The sequence below is a fragment of the Halapricum desulfuricans genome (assembly GCF_017094525.1).
In the GTDB taxonomy this organism is placed as follows: domain Archaea; phylum Halobacteriota; class Halobacteria; order Halobacteriales; family Haloarculaceae; genus Halapricum; species Halapricum desulfuricans.
Window position 1 is genome coordinate 1,738,899 of sequence record NZ_CP064788.1, and the last position, 15,564, is coordinate 1,754,462.

18 protein-coding genes are annotated in these 15,564 nt (G+C 64.5%); 10 read left to right on the top strand and 8 right to left on the bottom strand.

Annotation, left to right across the window (positions count from 1 at the left end; translation table 11 throughout):
- Window positions 1-61 precede the first annotated feature (61 nt).
- Window positions 62-1,597 (top strand): TrkH family potassium uptake protein, encoded by a 1,536-nt coding sequence (locus tag HSR122_RS08975; protein WP_229109365.1) that lies wholly within the window; start codon window positions 62-64, stop codon window positions 1,595-1,597.
- A gap of 33 nt (window positions 1,598-1,630) precedes the next feature.
- Here the strand turns inward: HSR122_RS08975 and HSR122_RS08980 are convergent, their stop codons facing one another.
- Entirely contained in the window at window positions 1,631-3,133 is a 1,503-nt protein-coding gene (locus tag HSR122_RS08980; protein WP_229109366.1) for a carboxypeptidase M32, read from the bottom strand.
- 65 nt (window positions 3,134-3,198) lie between these two features.
- Complete coding sequence (locus HSR122_RS08985; protein ID WP_229109367.1) at window positions 3,199-4,350, bottom strand: MBL fold metallo-hydrolase; 1,152 nt, start codon at window positions 4,348-4,350, stop codon at window positions 3,199-3,201.
- 164 nt (window positions 4,351-4,514) lie between these two features.
- Here HSR122_RS08985 and HSR122_RS08990 point away from each other — a divergent pair, with 164 nt between their 5' ends.
- Complete coding sequence (locus HSR122_RS08990; protein ID WP_229109368.1) at window positions 4,515-5,783, top strand: RNA-guided endonuclease InsQ/TnpB family protein; 1,269 nt, start codon at window positions 4,515-4,517, stop codon at window positions 5,781-5,783.
- A gap of 277 nt (window positions 5,784-6,060) precedes the next feature.
- Here the strand turns inward: HSR122_RS08990 and msrB are convergent, their stop codons facing one another.
- A complete protein-coding gene (gene msrB, locus HSR122_RS08995) occupies window positions 6,061-6,474 on the bottom strand; it encodes a peptide-methionine (R)-S-oxide reductase MsrB (RefSeq protein WP_229109369.1) in 414 nt (137 codons plus the stop codon).
- A 155-nt stretch (window positions 6,475-6,629) separates the two neighbouring features.
- Here msrB and HSR122_RS09000 point away from each other — a divergent pair, with 155 nt between their 5' ends.
- Together HSR122_RS09000 and HSR122_RS09005 are read left to right on the top strand one after the other, a co-directional pair.
- Entirely contained in the window at window positions 6,630-7,310 is a 681-nt protein-coding gene (locus HSR122_RS09000) for a hypothetical protein (RefSeq protein ID WP_229109370.1), read from the top strand.
- Window positions 7,307-7,723 carry a hypothetical protein gene (locus HSR122_RS09005; RefSeq protein ID WP_229109371.1) on the top strand — a complete coding sequence of 139 codons (417 nt, stop codon included), beginning with the start codon at window positions 7,307-7,309 and terminating at the stop codon, window positions 7,721-7,723. The genes HSR122_RS09000 and HSR122_RS09005 overlap by 4 nt, the downstream gene beginning before the upstream one ends.
- A gap of 19 nt (window positions 7,724-7,742) precedes the next feature.
- Here HSR122_RS09005 and HSR122_RS09010 read toward each other — a convergent pair whose 3' ends face one another.
- Window positions 7,743-7,952 (bottom strand): ribbon-helix-helix domain-containing protein, encoded by a 210-nt coding sequence (locus HSR122_RS09010; RefSeq protein WP_229109372.1) that lies wholly within the window; start codon window positions 7,950-7,952, stop codon window positions 7,743-7,745.
- A 157-nt stretch (window positions 7,953-8,109) separates the two neighbouring features.
- On the bottom strand, window positions 8,110-8,910 hold the full coding sequence (locus tag HSR122_RS09015) for an alpha/beta fold hydrolase (RefSeq protein WP_229109373.1): 801 nt from the start codon (window positions 8,908-8,910) through the stop codon (window positions 8,110-8,112).
- 97 nt (window positions 8,911-9,007) lie between these two features.
- Between HSR122_RS09015 and twy1 the strand changes: the two genes are divergently transcribed.
- From twy1 to ribB, 5 genes are all read left to right on the top strand, one after another.
- Complete coding sequence (gene twy1, locus HSR122_RS09020; protein WP_229109374.1) at window positions 9,008-9,982, top strand: 4-demethylwyosine synthase TYW1; 975 nt, start codon at window positions 9,008-9,010, stop codon at window positions 9,980-9,982.
- 64 nt (window positions 9,983-10,046) lie between these two features.
- Window positions 10,047-10,280 (top strand): hypothetical protein, encoded by a 234-nt coding sequence (locus HSR122_RS09025; protein ID WP_229109375.1) that lies wholly within the window; start codon window positions 10,047-10,049, stop codon window positions 10,278-10,280.
- Complete coding sequence (locus HSR122_RS09030; RefSeq protein WP_229109376.1) at window positions 10,270-10,665, top strand: PIN domain-containing protein; 396 nt, start codon at window positions 10,270-10,272, stop codon at window positions 10,663-10,665. The genes HSR122_RS09025 and HSR122_RS09030 overlap by 11 nt, the downstream gene beginning before the upstream one ends.
- Before the next feature lie 120 nt (window positions 10,666-10,785).
- The gene (locus HSR122_RS09035; protein WP_229109377.1) at window positions 10,786-11,481 is read left to right on the top strand and encodes a CTP-dependent riboflavin kinase; all 696 of its coding nucleotides are present in this window, start codon (window positions 10,786-10,788) and stop codon (window positions 11,479-11,481) included.
- The gene (gene ribB / locus HSR122_RS09040) at window positions 11,468-12,142 is read left to right on the top strand and encodes a 3,4-dihydroxy-2-butanone-4-phosphate synthase (protein ID WP_229109378.1); all 675 of its coding nucleotides are present in this window, start codon (window positions 11,468-11,470) and stop codon (window positions 12,140-12,142) included. Before HSR122_RS09035 ends, ribB begins: the two co-directional genes overlap by 14 nt.
- A 91-nt stretch (window positions 12,143-12,233) precedes the next feature.
- On the opposite strand, the gene HSR122_RS09045 is transcribed toward ribB, so the two are convergent.
- A complete protein-coding gene (locus tag HSR122_RS09045) occupies window positions 12,234-13,292 on the bottom strand; it encodes a DUF7544 domain-containing protein (RefSeq protein ID WP_229109379.1) in 1,059 nt (352 codons plus the stop codon).
- A gap of 75 nt (window positions 13,293-13,367) precedes the next feature.
- Complete coding sequence (locus HSR122_RS09050; RefSeq protein ID WP_229109380.1) at window positions 13,368-13,709, bottom strand: dihydroneopterin aldolase family protein; 342 nt, start codon at window positions 13,707-13,709, stop codon at window positions 13,368-13,370.
- Window positions 13,710-13,831: 122 nt separating this feature from the next.
- Here HSR122_RS09050 and azf point away from each other — a divergent pair, with 122 nt between their 5' ends.
- Window positions 13,832-14,602, top strand: a complete 771-nt coding sequence (gene azf / locus HSR122_RS09055; protein ID WP_229109381.1) for an NAD-dependent glucose-6-phosphate dehydrogenase Azf — start codon at window positions 13,832-13,834, stop codon at window positions 14,600-14,602.
- Between the two features lie 304 nt (window positions 14,603-14,906).
- Here the strand turns inward: azf and HSR122_RS09060 are convergent, their stop codons facing one another.
- Complete coding sequence (locus HSR122_RS09060; RefSeq protein WP_229109382.1) at window positions 14,907-15,428, bottom strand: hypothetical protein; 522 nt, start codon at window positions 15,426-15,428, stop codon at window positions 14,907-14,909.
- Window positions 15,429-15,564 lie beyond the last annotated feature (136 nt).

The following is a 15,564-nucleotide window of genomic DNA, read 5'->3' on the forward strand; positions in this document are numbered from 1 at the left end:
ATCGTGCACAGGTAGCCCGCAGGTCGAAGCGCATATGTGATCTGTCGCTGCCAGATACCGTATGGCCACTGTCGTCGACTGGCGGGTGAGCGTCGGGCTGGTCGGGAGCGTCTTCAAGTACCTCTCGATCCCGCTCGTGCTCCCGCTGGCTGTCGCCTTACTGTACGGGGACGACCCATGGCCGTTTCTGGCGACGATCGCGGTCGCGCTCGCGCTCGGGAGCGCGCTCGAACGACTCCGCGGTGACCGCGAACTGGGCCATCGAGAGGCGTTTCTGCTCGTCAGTCTCACCTGGCTGGCCGTTCCCGTGCTCGGAACCATGCCGTACCTGATCGCCCGCGTCGGGACTGTCGCTCATCCCGTCAACGCGCTGTTCGAGTCGATGTCGGGATTCACGACGACCGGTGCGACGCTTCTCGGAGACATCTCGGTCGAGAAACACGGCCACGCGATGCTGCTGTGGCGACAGCTCACCCAGTGGCTCGGCGGCATGGGGATCCTGGTGTTGATGGTCGCGATCCTGCCCGAACTGTCGGTCGGCGGCGCGCGACTGATCAGCGAGGAATCGCCGGGCGTCAGCGTCGACAAACTTCGACCGAAGATCCAGGAGACGGCCCGGATCCTCTGGCTGATCTACATCGGGTTCACGGTCGCGGCGACCGTCGTCTACTACGGTCTGCACCACCTCGGGCTGGCGGACAACATGGGGCTGTACAACGCCGTCGCCCACGCGCTGACGACGCTGCCGACCGGCGGGTTCTCCCCCGAGGCGCGGAGCATCGAGGCGTTCTCGCCGGCCGTCCAGTGGGCCGTGATCGCCTTCATGATCGTCGCCGGGACGAACTTCGCGCTGTTCTGGTACGCGCTGATCGGCCGACCCGAGAAACTGTTCCGAAACTCCGAGTTCCGGAGCTACCTCGGGACGATGGTCGCCGTCAGCGCTCTCGTCGCCGGACTGCTGTTCTCCGGGCTCGGGCTCGCGACCGCGCCCGAGGCGGTCGGACCGATCCCCGGCCACCTCGAAACCGCGGTCCGGCAGGGGGTCTTTCAGGTCGTCGCGATCGTCACGACGACCGGCTACGCGAGCATGGATTTCAATACCTGGGACTCGACCGCGCAGGTAGTGCTCCTGTTTGCGATGTTTCTCGGCGGCTCGGCGGGATCCGCCGCCGGTTCGATCAAGATCATCCGCTGGTACGCCGTCGAGCGCTCGATCCTGCGGGAGCTGTTCACGACGGTCCATCCCGAAGCGGTACGGCCCGTCCGAACCGCCAGCGGCGTCATCGACGAACAGACGCTCCGGGGCGTCATCACGTTCATCCTCGTGTTCATCGGGATCTTTGCGATCTCGACGGTTCTGCTCCTTATCGAAGGGGCGACCAACCCCGAGATCGGCGGCCTCTCGACGCTGGAGGCGATGAGCGCCACGATCGCGACGCTGGGCAACGTCGGTCCGGGATTCGGAATCGTCGGGCCCATGGACAGCTACCTCGACTTCTCGACGCCGGCCAAACTCTACATGATCGGCCTGATGTGGATCGGGCGTCTCGAGGTCCTCTCCGTGCTGGTCGTCTTCACGCCAAACTACTGGCGATAGGGGAGACAGCCGTCGGGCGAGAAAACGATCCGACTACAGTTCGTAGAGGTCGCCGTACTTCTCGGTCACGTACTCGAGGAAGTAGTCGGCGGTGTAGGACTCGCCGGTCGCGACCTCAACGAGGTCGTCGGTCGTGTATCGCGCGCCGTGGTGGTGGACGTTCTCGCGGAGCCACGTCTGGAGGTCTTCGAACTCGCCGGCGCGGATCGACCCGTCCAGGTCGCCGAGGTCGTCCTCGGCGGCCGCGTAGAGCTGAGCCGCCATGACGCTGCCCAGCGTGTACGTCGGGAAGTACCCGAAGTTGCCGTGGCTCCAGTGGATGTCCTGCAGCGCCCCCTCGGCGTCGTTTTCCGGCCGGAGCCCGAGGTACTGCTCGTATTTGTCGTTCCAGACCTCGGGCACGTCTTCGACATCCAGATCGCCGTTGATCAGATCGCGCTCGATCTCGAAGCGGACGACGATGTGCATGTGGTAGGTGAGCTCGTCCGCGTCGACCCGGATGAGGTTGTCGTCGTAGACGCGATTTGCGGCCCGGTAGAACGTCTCCCCGTCGATGTCCTCGACGCCCTCGAAGGCCTCGCGGACGTCGTCGGCGACCGACTCCCAGAACGGACGACTGCGGCCGACGTGGTTCTCCCAGAGGCGCGACTGGGACTCGTGGACGCTGAGGTTCCGCGACGACCCCAGCGGCGTTCCGTACTCCTCCTGCGGGAGGCCCAGATTGTAGAAGGCGTGACCGAACTCGTGGACCGTCGCCGTGAGCGCGCTCAGCGGATCGTCCTCGAGAAACCGCGTGGTGACCCGGCAATCGAACTGGTTACCGGACGTGAACGGGTGGCTTGAAGTGTCCAGTCGCCCGCGATCCCAGTCGTAGCCGATCCGGGTGAGTATCTCCCGGGAAAGGTCTTCCTGTGCCTGTTCGGAGTAGGTCCCGTCTGCGAAGGGGTCGGGCTGAGTGACGTCGCTGTCGCCGACGGCCTCGATCAGCGGGACTAACTCGTCGCGGAGCCGTTCGAGCACCTGTTCGGCCGTCTCCAGGCCCAGATAGGGTTCGTAGTCCTCGAAGAGGACGGCGTAGGGATCGCGGTCGGGATCGATCGCGGCGGCGTACTCGCGGCGCAGTTCGACCAGCTCTTCCAGCACAGGCGCGAACTGCGAGAAGTCGGCGTCGGCCTTCGCGGACTCCCAGACTTCGAGCGCCTCGGAGGACTTCGCGCTGATCTGCTCGATCAGCGCCTGTGGAACCGCCGCGGCGCGCTCGTGTTCGCGGCGGATCTCGCGGACGACGGCCCGCTGTTCGTCGTTCAACTCGGAGCGGTCGAGGGTCTCGAGCGCGTCGGCGATCCCGTCGTCGGTCAGCAGTTCGTGTTTGAGTCCGGACAGCGTCGAGAGCTGTCGGCTCCGGGCCGGCGCGCCGCCGTCCGGCATCGTCACCTGCTGGTCCCACGAGAGGACGCCGACTGCCGACTCGACATTGCTGACGCGGCGGTACGCTTCGAGAAGGTCGTCGTATGCCTGTGGTGCTTCCGCTGACATGGCCGGGCATACGGCCGCGGCAATAAAGTACCCCTGGTCATAAGGCCCGCGCGTCGGGCGATTGATCAGTCGCCGCTCGCCGCGCAGTTGTTCGGGCCGAGTTCCAGCTCAGTCGCCGCCGCCTCGTCTTCGGGTTCGTCGCGCCCGGCGTTGATGTCGATTATCTGCTCGTAGTTCGGCGGTTTCTCCGGTAGCGAGGCGGTGAGCCGGGCGACGAACGTCTCGCGGTCGACGGCCAGCAGGTCCAGTTCCGTCCGGACCTCGCCGATCGTCGAAGCGACTGGCTCGCCGGGCGTCACGTCGGTCGTACCGTCGGCGTCGACAGCGAAGTGGCCGGGCAGGACGGTGACAGAGTCCGGTTCCGCGAGCAGCGTCCGGTGTAGCGAGTCGTACAGTCGCTGTGCACCCGTGTCGGCCGCGCCGTCGCCGAACTGGAGCTCCGTCCGGCCGACAGAGTCAACGAACAGCGTATCACCGGTCAACACGGCCTCGTCATCGAGCAGGTAACTCACGATCTCGGAGGTGTGGCCGGGCGAGGGAACGGCCTTGAGATCGTGGTCGCCGACGGTGACGACCTCGTTGCGCGCCAGCGGTTCGTACTCGTAGTCGACCCCACGGTCGGCCGCGTCGGCCCCGAGATAGTAGGTCGCGCCGACGTACTCGGCCAGTTCCCGGCCGCCGGAAACGTGGTCGGCGTGAACGTGCGTGTCGAAGACGTGCTCGATCGAGTAGCCCCGCTCCGAGGCGGCCGAGGCGAACCGATCGACGTGCCGGGTCGGATCGACGACGGCGGCGATCTCTGCAGCCGGGTCAGCGATCAGATAGCCGAGACAGCCTTTCGCCCGTCGCTGGAACTGCAACACTTCGAGATCACCGCTCGTCGGGATCTCGACGACGTCGTAGACCTCGCTCCAGCCTTCCATCCCGTCTTCGACGACGGTGACGTCCTCGAAACCGCTATCCTCGAGATGGGTCGCCAGATCGTGCGAAGCGATTCCTTTCGCGCAGATCGTCACGACCGAGTCGTCGCTTGACAGTCCCGTCGCCTCGCGAAACTCCTCGACGGCGAACTCGAAGTCGGGCTTGTAGGTGTACTGGATCGCACCCTGGATATGCCAGGCCTCGAAACTCCCTTCGGGTCGCGTATCCAGCAGCGAGAACGATTCGCCGGCGTCGATCCAGTCGCGCAACTGATTCGCAGTGATCGTTTCGACCATGTCGACGCTGTACGTGCTCTGTAAAGTTATATGCTGAGGCGCAATACCACGGCTTTCAGGCTGTGGATACGCGCCGTCATCCGGCAAAGATTCCACAGACTATAGCACGACTGGATATTCCATAGAAGATAAGTAGCGACGTTTCATAAGATAGTAGTACAGGGATGCCGACCACACGCCGCACCCACGTCTGCCGCATCCAGAACCACTCGCAGGTTCGGGAATCGCTGGACAGGCATGGGTGGTCGGCGTCCAAGCTCTGGAACGTCGCCCTCTACCACGCCCGCCAGACGTGGGACGAAACCGGCGAAATCCCCGACGAGTCCGAACTGAAAGCCGTGGTGAAGGAACACGACAAATACCGAGGACTGCACAGTCAGTCCAGTCAGAAAGTTCTCGAAGAGCTTTCTGAGGCCTTCACCTCGTGGTTCAACAGCGACGACAGTCGGGACAATCCGCCGGGCTACCGCAAACAGAACTACTACGACGACCAAGGTCGCCGTGTCCACGAGGAACACCCCCGCTCGACGGTCACGTGGAAAGCCAACGGCTTCCGCCACGACACGAAACACAACCGATTCCGGCTCTCAAAGGGTAAACTCCACAAACCGTCACCGCGTGCCCGCGACTATATCCTCGTTGAGTACGACGCCCCACCCGAAGTCGAATTGGAGAACGTTCAGCAAGTCCGTGCCGTCTGGAACAGTCACAAGGAACGATGGGAACTTCACGTCGTCTGCAAGCACGAGATTGAGGCAGAGGCACCAGGCGAGAAGGCAGCGGGTGTTGACCTCGGAATCTGCAATCCTGCCGCCGTTGCATTCCCCGACGACGCTCTGTTGTATCCGGGCAACACGCTCCGCGAGGACAAGCACTACTTCCAGCAAGAAGAGTACCAGACAGCAGGGCCGCACGGTCCCAGCCAAAAAGCAGAGTGGGCACGTGAAAAACTGTCGCGTCGCAAAGACCACTTCCTACACGCCCTCTCGAAAGACATCGTTGAGCGGTGTGTTTCTCACGATGTTGGCACGCTTGTCGTCGGCGACCCCAGTGGTGTTGATGAAGACGACTGGGGTAGACACGGCAACAAACGCTTGGATAATTGGGCGTACAAGCGGTTGATGAACCTCATTGACTACAAAGCCCGTGAACGTGGCATCGAGGTGGAGATGCCCGACGAGCGCGGTACATCATCGTCGTGTAGTGTGTGCGGGCACGAAGACGGGGACAACCGTGTCGAACGTGGGTTGTGGAAGTGCGACCGCTGTGGGGTTGTCGCTCACGGCGACGTGAACGGAGCCGATAACATCAGGCAGAAAACGCTAAGCGTGACTCCCCCACTTGGGGATAGCGATAACGGCTGTTTGGCCCAGCCTCGCGTCATTCAGTTCAGCCGGACTCACGGATTCCAGCCGCGAGCAACCGCCGAGTGACGTGTAAACCCTAATATCCCAACGCTGAGCAAATCGGAGATTTGCGATGTACGCGAATCTTCGATTCGCTTGACTCGGGATTCCCCCGCGTCGTCGGGCTACGCCCGACTGCCTGGGAGAGCGACGCTCTCCCTCTGTTCACGCAGGGGAGGAGGTCAAAACGCCTGTAAGGGGCACGTCTTGACGGGACGAGATCGCGAGTGTCCGTCAATCGGCAGCGGTCATCGTCACCCGTCTACTCCGGACCGTGTATGCCGGGCGATCGTTCCGGCGATCGCTACTTGTCGGGATCGAAGTCAAGCGCCGCCGAGTTGATACAGTAGCGCTTGCCCGTCGGATCGGGGCCGTCGTCGAAGACGTGACCGAGGTGGCCGCCGCAGTTCGCACACGTGACTTCCGTCCGTTCCATCCCGTGACGGGTGTCGAGTTCGGTTTCGACGTTGCCCTCCCCGACGACGTCGTAGAAACTCGGCCAGCCGGACCCGGAATCGAACTTGGTGTCAGCGTCGAAAAGCGCCGCCCCACACCCGGCGCATCTGAACACGCCGTCGTCGTCGACGTCGAGCAGTTCGCCGCTGAACTTCGGTTCCGTGCCGCGCTCGCGCAAGATGTGATACTCTTCCTCGGTCAGCATCTCGCGCCACTCCTCGTCGGTACCCGGCAGGTCGTCGATCGAATCGGAGTCAGACATGCCCGCTCGTAGGTTCCCGAGACGTATATGTCCCCTGACATCGGCAGTCTCCGTCGACACCGCCTCGAACGGACGGTCGAGGAATACGGCGATCGCTCGGCGGTCTAATGTTCCGCCGACACAGTGTATAAACCGGTGGGGGCCGTTGTGCTGATATGCCTCTGAAAGGGTCGGGACCGGCCCGGATGCGCGAGATCGACCGTTATGACGGCGGCGTCGGCTGGATGGCTCATCCCGACGAGCGGATGCAACGCGCCAGCCACGCCGTCGTCAGCGAGTCGGGTGGCGTCTGGGTGCTCGACCCGGTCGACGCCGACGGTCTCGACGACCTCCTGGCGGAGCACGGCGAGGTCGCGGGCGTCGCCGTCCTGCTGGATCGACACAAGCGTGACGCCGCCGCAGTCGCACGTCGTCACGACGTTTCGGTGTACGTGCCCGAGTGGATGGACGGCGTCGCCCCGAAGCTCGACGCGCCGGTCGAGCGCGTCCACGCCGACCTCGGGGACTCCGGGTTCGGGGTCCACGAGCTGATTGACACGCCGCTGTGGCAGGAAGCGGCCCTCTACGGCGAACACGACGGAACGCTGGTCGTTCCCGAGGCGCTCGGGACTGCCGAGTACTTCCTCGCGAGCGGGGAATCACTGGGGGTCCATCCGGCGTTGCGGCTGAAACCACCCCGGTCGCTCCGGCGGTTCGCGCCCGAGCGCCTGCTCGTCGGTCACGGCGAGGGCGTCCTCACGGACGCGGCGAGCGCGATCGGCGAGGCGCTCGACGGCTCACGCCGGCGCGCACCGAAACTGTACGCAGAAACCGTCCGGTCGATGCTGTTCGGATGACCGAGACCCGATACATCACCGAGGGGCTCCTCGAGTACCTGCTGGAGTACGCCGGCGACCGCGACCCGCAGTCGGTGACAGTCTCGCTGGACGCCACGCCGGCCGGAGAACTGGACGGCCTCGATCTGGACCCGGAGACGCCGGTTTTCACACACGTCTACCTGCCGCAGGCCGGATCGTCCGTCAACGCCGTCTTCGGGATGGACCTGGGGACGCCGGTCGGCCAGACCGACGGCCGGTTCGTGTCCCACCCGACCGGCGAGTTGAGCGTCTCCGAGACTGACGACCTCCACGCAGTCGTGTTCGTGGCCGTCCCGCCGTGGGACCGGTCGTCGCTCGCGGCGTTCGATCCGGGCGGCCGTCGGCTACCGATCGAGGTACTCGCAGTCGAACCGCCCGAAGACGTGTTGTGACCGCGCTGGACCGACCACGCTACTCCAGATATCCAAGGTCCTGCAGTTGCTCGGCGATCTCGGCGAACTCCGCCTCGGTGAGCCGCCCCTCTCGCTGGTGTTCGATGACGATACTCCGCAGGAGAAACCTGACAAGGTCGCTCGTGCTGGAGAAACTCGTTCCCTCGATCGTCTCCTCGATGCGGTCGGCCAGGTCTTTCGGGATCGAGACGGTCGTGTACTCGGTCATAGCAGAGTGTGAGGACAGCACGGGGGATAGGCGTTGTGTCCTGTCCATGGGACAGCACGAGGTCGGTGTCGTGGACTCGATCCCGGGCCCTGTTTCATCGTGACTGTTGGACATCTGTCCGGCATCGACCGCGCGATGGAGGGCGGTCGGATCGGGATCAGGCCCGTCGCTCGTCCAGCCACGCCAGCAACTCGTCGGCGACGACCTGTGGCTGTTCGACGTGGACCAGATGGCCGCTCTCGACCGCTCGACCCTCGCCGCGCGGGAGGTGTTCGGCCAGTCGTCGGCCTGCCTCGGGATCGACGATCGCGTCCTCGACGCCGTGAAAGACCAGCGAGGGCGTCGTCACCTCGTACAGATCGGTCAGTTCGGCCTCGCGCATGGCGGCCAGCTGCCCGTCCCAGCCCGTCCGGTCGGCGTCGTCCGTCGCACGCCACTCGACGATCCGTCTGATCTCGTCAGGATGTGCTTCGACCGTGCCGGGCGCGAACGCCACCGCCAGCGATCGTTCGATCGCCTCCGGGTCGTCGCGAGGGGCGCGAAGCCGGGCGAGCGCGTCGAAATCGACGTCCGACGGAGCAGTCGGCGTCCCGAGCAGTCCGAGCGACTCCGGTCGCCCGGCGCGGCGGGCGTACTCGACGGCGACGACCCCGCCGAGACCGGCCCCGAGGAGGTGCACCGAGCGAGCGCCGTGGTCTGCGAGCACGGCGTCGAGATCGGCCGTCAGGTCACGAACGGTGTAGGGCCCGTCGGGCGTATCGGAGTTCCCGGTCCCGCGATAGTCGAATACGACGACCTCGTGCTCGCGTGCGAGCGGTGTCACGAGATAGCTCCACTGCCAGGCGCCGAGACCGGCGACCCCACAGCAGACGACGGTCGGTCCCTCGCCGTGGACGGCGTACTCGATCCCGACAGCGCCGTTACGTGCAGTCGGCATGACCCGTGGTTGGTCGGCCATCCTCGTGTGCGTTTCGACAGCCGGACGAAGCGCCTCGACCGGGACGTGCCGATCCGGTTCCGCATCGGTTATGCACACGGGGACGGTAGACGGGGACATGAGCGACGAGGGTGGTCCCCGGCAGGTCGGCGACCCCGACTACCACAGCGTCAACCATACTGCGGTACAGACCTGCGGGTGGACCGACAACGCTCTCCAGGGCGAGGGCAAGTGCTACAAATACGCGTTTTATGGCGTCGAGAGCCACCGCTGCATGCAGATGACGCCGGTGGTGAAGTGCAACGAGCGCTGCGTGTTCTGCTGGCGCGATCACGCTGGCCACGCCTACGAACTGGGCGACGTCGAGTGGGACGACCCCGCCGCAGTCGCGGACGCCACGATCGACCTCCAGCGGAAGCTGCTGTCGGGCTACGGCGGCAACGACGACGTCCCCCGCGAACGGTTCGAACAGGCGATGGAGCCGCGCCACGTCGCCATCTCGCTGGACGGCGAACCCACGCTGTATCCACATCTGCCCGAACTCATCGAGGAGTTTCACGACCGGGAGATCACGACGTTTCTGGTCTCGAACGGGACGAAACCGGAGATGATCGAGCGATGCGATCCGACCCAGCTGTATATCTCGGTGGACGCACCCGACCGAAAGACCTTCGAGGAGACCGTCAAGCCCGTCGAGGAGGACCTCTGGGAGCGGCTGATCGAGACGCTGGACGTCCTCGCGGCGAAAGACGACACCCGAACGGTGCTTCGGACGACGCTCGTCGGCGGCGAGAACGACCACCGTCCGGCGTGGTACGCCGCGATGGCCGACCGCGCTGACGTCGATTTCTTCGAACTGAAGGCGTACATGCACGTCGGCCACTCTCGGGGGCGTCTCGACCGCTCGTCGATGCTCGACCACGACGACGTCGTCTCGTTCGCACGCGAGGTCCAGGCGTTCCTCCCCGACCACGATCACCTCGTTGACGTGCCGGACTCCCGGGTCGCCATGCTCGCGCGGGACTCGGACACCTGGGTGCCGAAACTGCAGCAAGGAAGTCAATTCTGGGCTGACGATCCGGCTGCGCGCTGACTGTCGGTGTCCGATCGCCGCTCCCGGAATGCTCTTTGTCGGTCGGTGTGTATCCCGATACACGATGAAAACCGTGCGAGTCGACGAGTGGTTTCACGAATATCTCAAGACCGAGAAACGAGACGACGAGACGATGGGTGAAGCACTCGTCCGTCTTACTGGCGCACCGGCCCCCGATCCGGACGTCATCGCTGGAGTCATCACGGAGGGGCAGGGCGAGCAGATGAAAAACCGAATTGACCGGATGGACACATCGAGTGCGACAGCGATGCGCGATCGGATGACAGATGATTCTTGACACGAACTACCTGATTGATCTTTTCAGCGGGAAATCTCGCGCACACGAGAAGGCAGAGGACCTGCAGCGAAATCAGGAGATACAGCGCGTACCTGTGCCAGTTCTTTCCGAACTCGAATACGGTGCAGAGTGGGTGCTCGACGAGCACGAGCGACGGCGTATCCGGAACTTGAGCCGGATGTATTCGATCACACGGCTGGACGAAGAGATGGCAATTAGAGCGGGACAGTTGCTTGCGCGGGCAGATGGTAGTGCTGGCAGTGAGACCGGACCTGACATGATCGATGCGTTGGTCGCAAGTGTCGCAGAGACAGTTGACGAACGGGTCGTGACTGACAACGTAACCGACTTCGAGCGACTGGGCGTGTCCGTCGAATCGTTCTGACTGTGATACAGCTTCGAAGGGAATTGCCGCCTCGGGGTGACGTTCACGGTTTTCCATTCCAATTCTGAGATGCATACAACAGTCGGTATGCTTATCCGTCGGGATACCGCAGTTTCAGGTATGGAATTGTCGGGCCGGGTGATCGGGTACGACGAGCTCCGGACGCTGAAAGTGCTGGCGCTGGCCGGCGCGCTCGACGGCGAGGCGAAAATCTCCTGTGCGGGCCTGGCCGGCAAGCTCGACGTGTCGAACCAGACCGCCTCGCGTCGCCTCCAGAGTCTCGAGGACACCGACATGATCGAGCGCGAGATCGTCAGCGACGGGCAGTGGGTGTCGGTGACCCGCGAGGGCGAGGCGCTGCTCCAGCGCGAGTACGCCCACTACCAGCGGATCTTCGAGTCGCAGGTCGGCGTGACGCTGACCGGCACGCTGACAAGCGGGATGCACGAGGGCGGGCACTACATCACGCTGCCGGGATACATGCGCCAGTTCGACGCGAAGCTCGGCTACGAGCCGTACGCGGGGACGCTGAACGTCGAACTCGACGCCGAGAGCGTCCGCGCCCGGGCGCGGATGGACGCGCTCGATCCGATCGAGATCGAAGGCTGGGAAGACGACGAACGCACCTACGGGCCGGCCTACTGCTATCCGGCGACGATCGAGTTCGAGACGGGGACCTACGACGACGCTCACGTCATCGCGCCCGAACGGACCCACCACGGCGACGTTCAGCTCGAGTTGATCGCTCCGGAGAAACTTCGCGCCCGGTTCGACGCCGACGACGGCGACCACCTCACTATCCATGTCCACGAGTAACGAGACCTCAGGCGGATCGACCAGCATCGACCACGCGATCGCGGCGTTTCGGGACGGCGATCCGATACTCGTCCATGACGCCGCCGACCGCGAAGGCGAGACCGACATCGTCTACCCGGCCGGGGCGGTCGATTCGGACGCCGTCGCACGGATGCGCAACGACGCCGGCGGGCTGATCTGTGTCGCCCTCTCGAACGAGGTCGCCGAGGCGTTCGACCTGCCGTTCTCCCAGGAGATTATCGATCACCCGACCGCCGCGGATCACGAACTCGGCTACGACGAGCGGTCGTCGTTCTCGCTGACGGTCAACCACCGGGACACCTACACCGGCATCACCGACGAGGACCGGGCGCTGACGATTACCGAACTCGCCACGGCTGCGGCCGATCCCGAGGGGTTCGACTTCGCCGGGCAGTTCCGATCGCCCGGTCACGTCCATCTGCTGCGGGGTGCGCCCGAGCTGGTAGACGATCGAAAGGGGCACACTGAACTGGGGCTGGCGCTGGCGGATGTCGCTGACCTCCCGCCCGCCGTCGTCGTCTGTGAGATGCTCGACGACGAGACCGGCCGCGCGCTCTCGCCGGTCGACGCTCGCACCTACGCCGCCGACCACGATCTCGTCTACGTCGAAGGGCGAGAGATCGTCGAGCAACTAGGCTAGATCACGTCTGTCGGCAGCGATTCTGTTTCGAGGCAGACAGCGCAGATCAGCGTCGCGTGGTCCGCGACGACGGAGTGACGCGACGCTCAGCCTACCGTTCGGTATCGGTCGCGAGCGAGGGGCGGATCTCACCTAACACGTCGAAATCGCTCTCGAAATCGCCGACGATCAGGAGCGCGAAGTAGCGGTGGAACGACTCGATCGGGACGTGAACGACCGCGCTGGCCAGCGCGAGCACGAGGACGAACGCGACCGCGAGCAGAGCGACCCCGACGACGAGCGGGACCGTGACCGTGCCGCCCGCGATCGCCCCCAGGCCAACCAGCAGGCCGACGATGAGAAACGGGATCGCCAGCACGACGCCGACGATCGCCAGCACGATCCCGACGGCGACTGTCGTCGCGATCCGGAGTCCAATCGCCACGAGCAGGTACGCGCCGAACTGCTTCCACTGGGTGCGGACCGCTGCGAGGAGTTCTCGCCAGGCCGACAGGACGCCGCTGTCACGCGCCAGCATGACCGGCACGACCAGTTGGGTCGTCAACCAGTGGACCGCGATGGCGGGCAAGCCCACGAGCGCCCCCACGAACAGGAGCGTGGCGATCCCGACGAAGATCTGTGCGTCGCTGATCGTGACCGAACCGCCGCCGAGCGCGGTCGTGATCGGGTCCCAGAACAGCGCTAGCGTCGCCGCGCCGAACAGGGCGAGCGAGACCGCGAGGACGGCGAGCCGAAAGCCGAACAGTCGGAGACCACGCCCCCAGTGGCGACCGAGGCCGCGACGGATCGCAACCGACCGGTTCGACAGTCCCTCGACGAAGACGAACTCCAGGATCGCGCCGAGCCAGGCCAGCACCAGCCAGGCCAGCCCGAGGACGACCGCTATCGCCACCAGTACGGCAACGACCTCGCTCGCGATCGAGACCGAACCGGGTTCGACAGTCACGTCCGTGACTGGTGCCGTCGACCCTGCCGACGAACCCGCCGACGGGGTGTTCGAGCCCAGGCTCGTGACGTTCCCGCCGGACCCGAAGCCGAGAACGAAGACGACGACGGCCAGCCGCGCCCACAGCCCCCCGTCGAACGGGAACAGAAGCGACCGCGTCAGCGACACCGCGTCGTCGATCCGCTCGGTTGCATACAGTGCCATACCTGTTCTTTCAGAGGAACGCTCAAAAAGACTACCTATTAGGTATTGCCGGGAACCCGGTGCGAACGCGTACCGTTACTCGACGTCCACGAGGCGCATCAGCGGGTAGCCGTCATCCATCTCCATGCGGGCGACGGCCCGAGACCCCTCGTAATCGACGCGAATCTCCACTTCGGCGAACCGGCCGGTGAACTCCGTGTAGTCGGCCGACCCCTCCGCGATGGCGGCTTCGAGTTCCGCCTCGCGGATCTCGACGGTAACGGACTCACAGTAGGGCTGGTTCTCGATGGCTTCCTCCATTGCCTGCGCGAGGCTGTCGGCACTGTCGGGACTGACCGGCGTCCCGGCGAACTGGTGGTACAGCGATCCGAACTTGATCCCGGCCTCGAAGCAGGCCTGCTCTGGGTCGGTGGGCATACTGTTCAGTTCGCAGGCCGCGTGGAAACGCGCTTCGGACCGCGGCCGCGGGACCCAGCGACAGGGACCGCTCGCGGGGCGAACCGTATCTTACTTACTGGCCGGTCGCACAGATACACTCGATGGACGATCCCGTTCTGCTCACGGGTGCTGGCGGTCGCGTCGGCGAGGCGATCCTCGAGGGTCTCGCCGACGAATACGAGTGGCGACTGCTACTGCACAGCCCACCCGACGAAGAACCGGACCACGAGTACATGATCGGCGACGTCACCGACGAGGCGCTCGTCCGGGCCGCCGTCGAGGGCGTCGGCGCGGTCATCCACCTCGCCGGCGACCCCCGACCCGAGGCCTCCTGGGACAGCGTCCTGTCGAACAACATCGACGGCACCCAGAAGATGTACGAGGCCGCCGTCGACGAGGGCGTCGAGAAATTTATCTACGCCTCCTCGAACCACGCGGTCGGGGCCTTCGAGACCGACGAGCGCACCCCGGAGATGTACCGCGAGGACGACGATTTCCTGCTCGACGGGACCGAACTCCCCCGTCCCGGCAACCTCTACGGCGTCTCGAAGGCCACCGGCGAGGTCCTCGGCCGGTACTACCATGATCAGTACGACATCGACGTCTGTAACATCCGGATCGGCAACCTTACTCGCGGTCACCCGCCGATCGACTACGAACGCGGCCAGGCGATGTGGCTCTCCTACCCCGACTGTGCGCATATCCACCAGCGCGCGCTCGAAGCCGACTACGACTTCGAGATCGTCTACGGGATCTCCGACAACGACCGCAAGTACTACTCCATCGAACGGGCTCGCGAGGCGCTTGGCTACGATCCGCAGGACAACTCCGCGCATTTCAAGGGCGAAGAGCGGGTCGAAGAACCGCGTTGAAACAGTCGAAGTAGTCGGGTGAACCGACGATTCCCGGAAGCGGCCGAAGGTCCCGACGCGTTCGGGATGCTGTCTTTCGGTGATACCCGCTCAACGAGGTCTATCTCATTTCCGCGGGAAAATCAGACTGTTCCACGACGGACACGCGTCCCGACGACACTCGGAAGTTGCAGGCGGCCGAGGCGCGTGTCCCCGGCCGAACCTCAATACGTCACGGGGGCTGCTCATACTGTCGGCTGTAACAAACTGAAGGAATTCGCCACCCCGGGTGGCGAATATCGTTACGAACTTACAGCCGACAGTATCAGCTGTCGTCTTCGTCGTCGAGTTCGTTCTCTTCGGCCTCTTCTTCGGCTTCGGTGTCTTCAATCTCCTCGTCTTCTTCGGCCTCGTCGCCCTCATCGTGCTCGTCTTCTGCGCCCTCAATGTCGTACTCGTATTCTTCTTCGACGAGCGTCAGGGGCCCGTCGCCGAGGACGTACTCCAGTTCGCCCTCGAAGCCGCCTTTCTCGAGTTCGAACTCGACTTCGTCCCCGCCGTCTTCGGAGAGGTTGAAAAAGACGGTTCCGTTCTCGTCGGTCAGTTGCGTTTGATCGTCGTAGGTGACCGAAACGTTCTCCGCGGGGCTCCCGTTGGTGGTGACCGTCACTTCGAGCGTGTCGTTGTCCAACGTCGCCGTCGCGTCGACGTTCGTGAGGGTGCTCGTGGTTTCGTCCGCCTGTGCACTCGCGTCGGCCCCGGTACCGACCGCACCGGTCGCCGCAGCGACGCCGGCGACACCTATGAGAGCGGCAACGACCAGGGCAGCAGTTTTGATTCGGCTCATGCACTCCGTCCATCGGGCGAGATTACAATAAACCGGGCCGACGCTCGTCTTCGATTAGCCCGATTTAATCGGATTTAACGGACACTCGAGGCCAGCCTGGTGCAGCTACTCTGGACAGCACTCTCTGAGCCGGAAC

Bases quoted from the DNA above. Each gene is read 5' to 3' on its own strand.
- HSR122_RS08975 (WP_229109365.1), top strand. From the start codon at position 62: ATGGCCACTGTCGTCGACTGGCGGGTGAGCGTCGGGCTGGTCGGGAGC.
- HSR122_RS08980 (WP_229109366.1), bottom strand. From the start codon at position 3,133: ATGTCAGCGGAAGCACCACAGGCATACGACGACCTTCTCGAAGCGTAC.
- HSR122_RS08985 (WP_229109367.1), bottom strand. From the start codon at position 4,350: ATGGTCGAAACGATCACTGCGAATCAGTTGCGCGACTGGATCGACGCC.
- HSR122_RS08990 (WP_229109368.1), top strand. From the start codon at position 4,515: ATGCCGACCACACGCCGCACCCACGTCTGCCGCATCCAGAACCACTCG.
- msrB (WP_229109369.1), bottom strand. From the start codon at position 6,474: ATGTCTGACTCCGATTCGATCGACGACCTGCCGGGTACCGACGAGGAG.
- HSR122_RS09000 (WP_229109370.1), top strand. From the start codon at position 6,630: ATGCCTCTGAAAGGGTCGGGACCGGCCCGGATGCGCGAGATCGACCGT.
- HSR122_RS09005 (WP_229109371.1), top strand. From the start codon at position 7,307: ATGACCGAGACCCGATACATCACCGAGGGGCTCCTCGAGTACCTGCTG.
- HSR122_RS09010 (WP_229109372.1), bottom strand. From the start codon at position 7,952: ATGACCGAGTACACGACCGTCTCGATCCCGAAAGACCTGGCCGACCGC.
- HSR122_RS09015 (WP_229109373.1), bottom strand. From the start codon at position 8,910: ATGGCCGACCAACCACGGGTCATGCCGACTGCACGTAACGGCGCTGTC.
- twy1 (WP_229109374.1), top strand. From the start codon at position 9,008: ATGAGCGACGAGGGTGGTCCCCGGCAGGTCGGCGACCCCGACTACCAC.
- HSR122_RS09025 (WP_229109375.1), top strand. From the start codon at position 10,047: ATGAAAACCGTGCGAGTCGACGAGTGGTTTCACGAATATCTCAAGACC.
- HSR122_RS09030 (WP_229109376.1), top strand. From the start codon at position 10,270: ATGATTCTTGACACGAACTACCTGATTGATCTTTTCAGCGGGAAATCT.
- HSR122_RS09035 (WP_229109377.1), top strand. From the start codon at position 10,786: ATGGAATTGTCGGGCCGGGTGATCGGGTACGACGAGCTCCGGACGCTG.
- ribB (WP_229109378.1), top strand. From the start codon at position 11,468: ATGTCCACGAGTAACGAGACCTCAGGCGGATCGACCAGCATCGACCAC.
- HSR122_RS09045 (WP_229109379.1), bottom strand. From the start codon at position 13,292: ATGGCACTGTATGCAACCGAGCGGATCGACGACGCGGTGTCGCTGACG.
- HSR122_RS09050 (WP_229109380.1), bottom strand. From the start codon at position 13,709: ATGCCCACCGACCCAGAGCAGGCCTGCTTCGAGGCCGGGATCAAGTTC.
- azf (WP_229109381.1), top strand. From the start codon at position 13,832: ATGGACGATCCCGTTCTGCTCACGGGTGCTGGCGGTCGCGTCGGCGAG.
- HSR122_RS09060 (WP_229109382.1), bottom strand. From the start codon at position 15,428: ATGAGCCGAATCAAAACTGCTGCCCTGGTCGTTGCCGCTCTCATAGGT.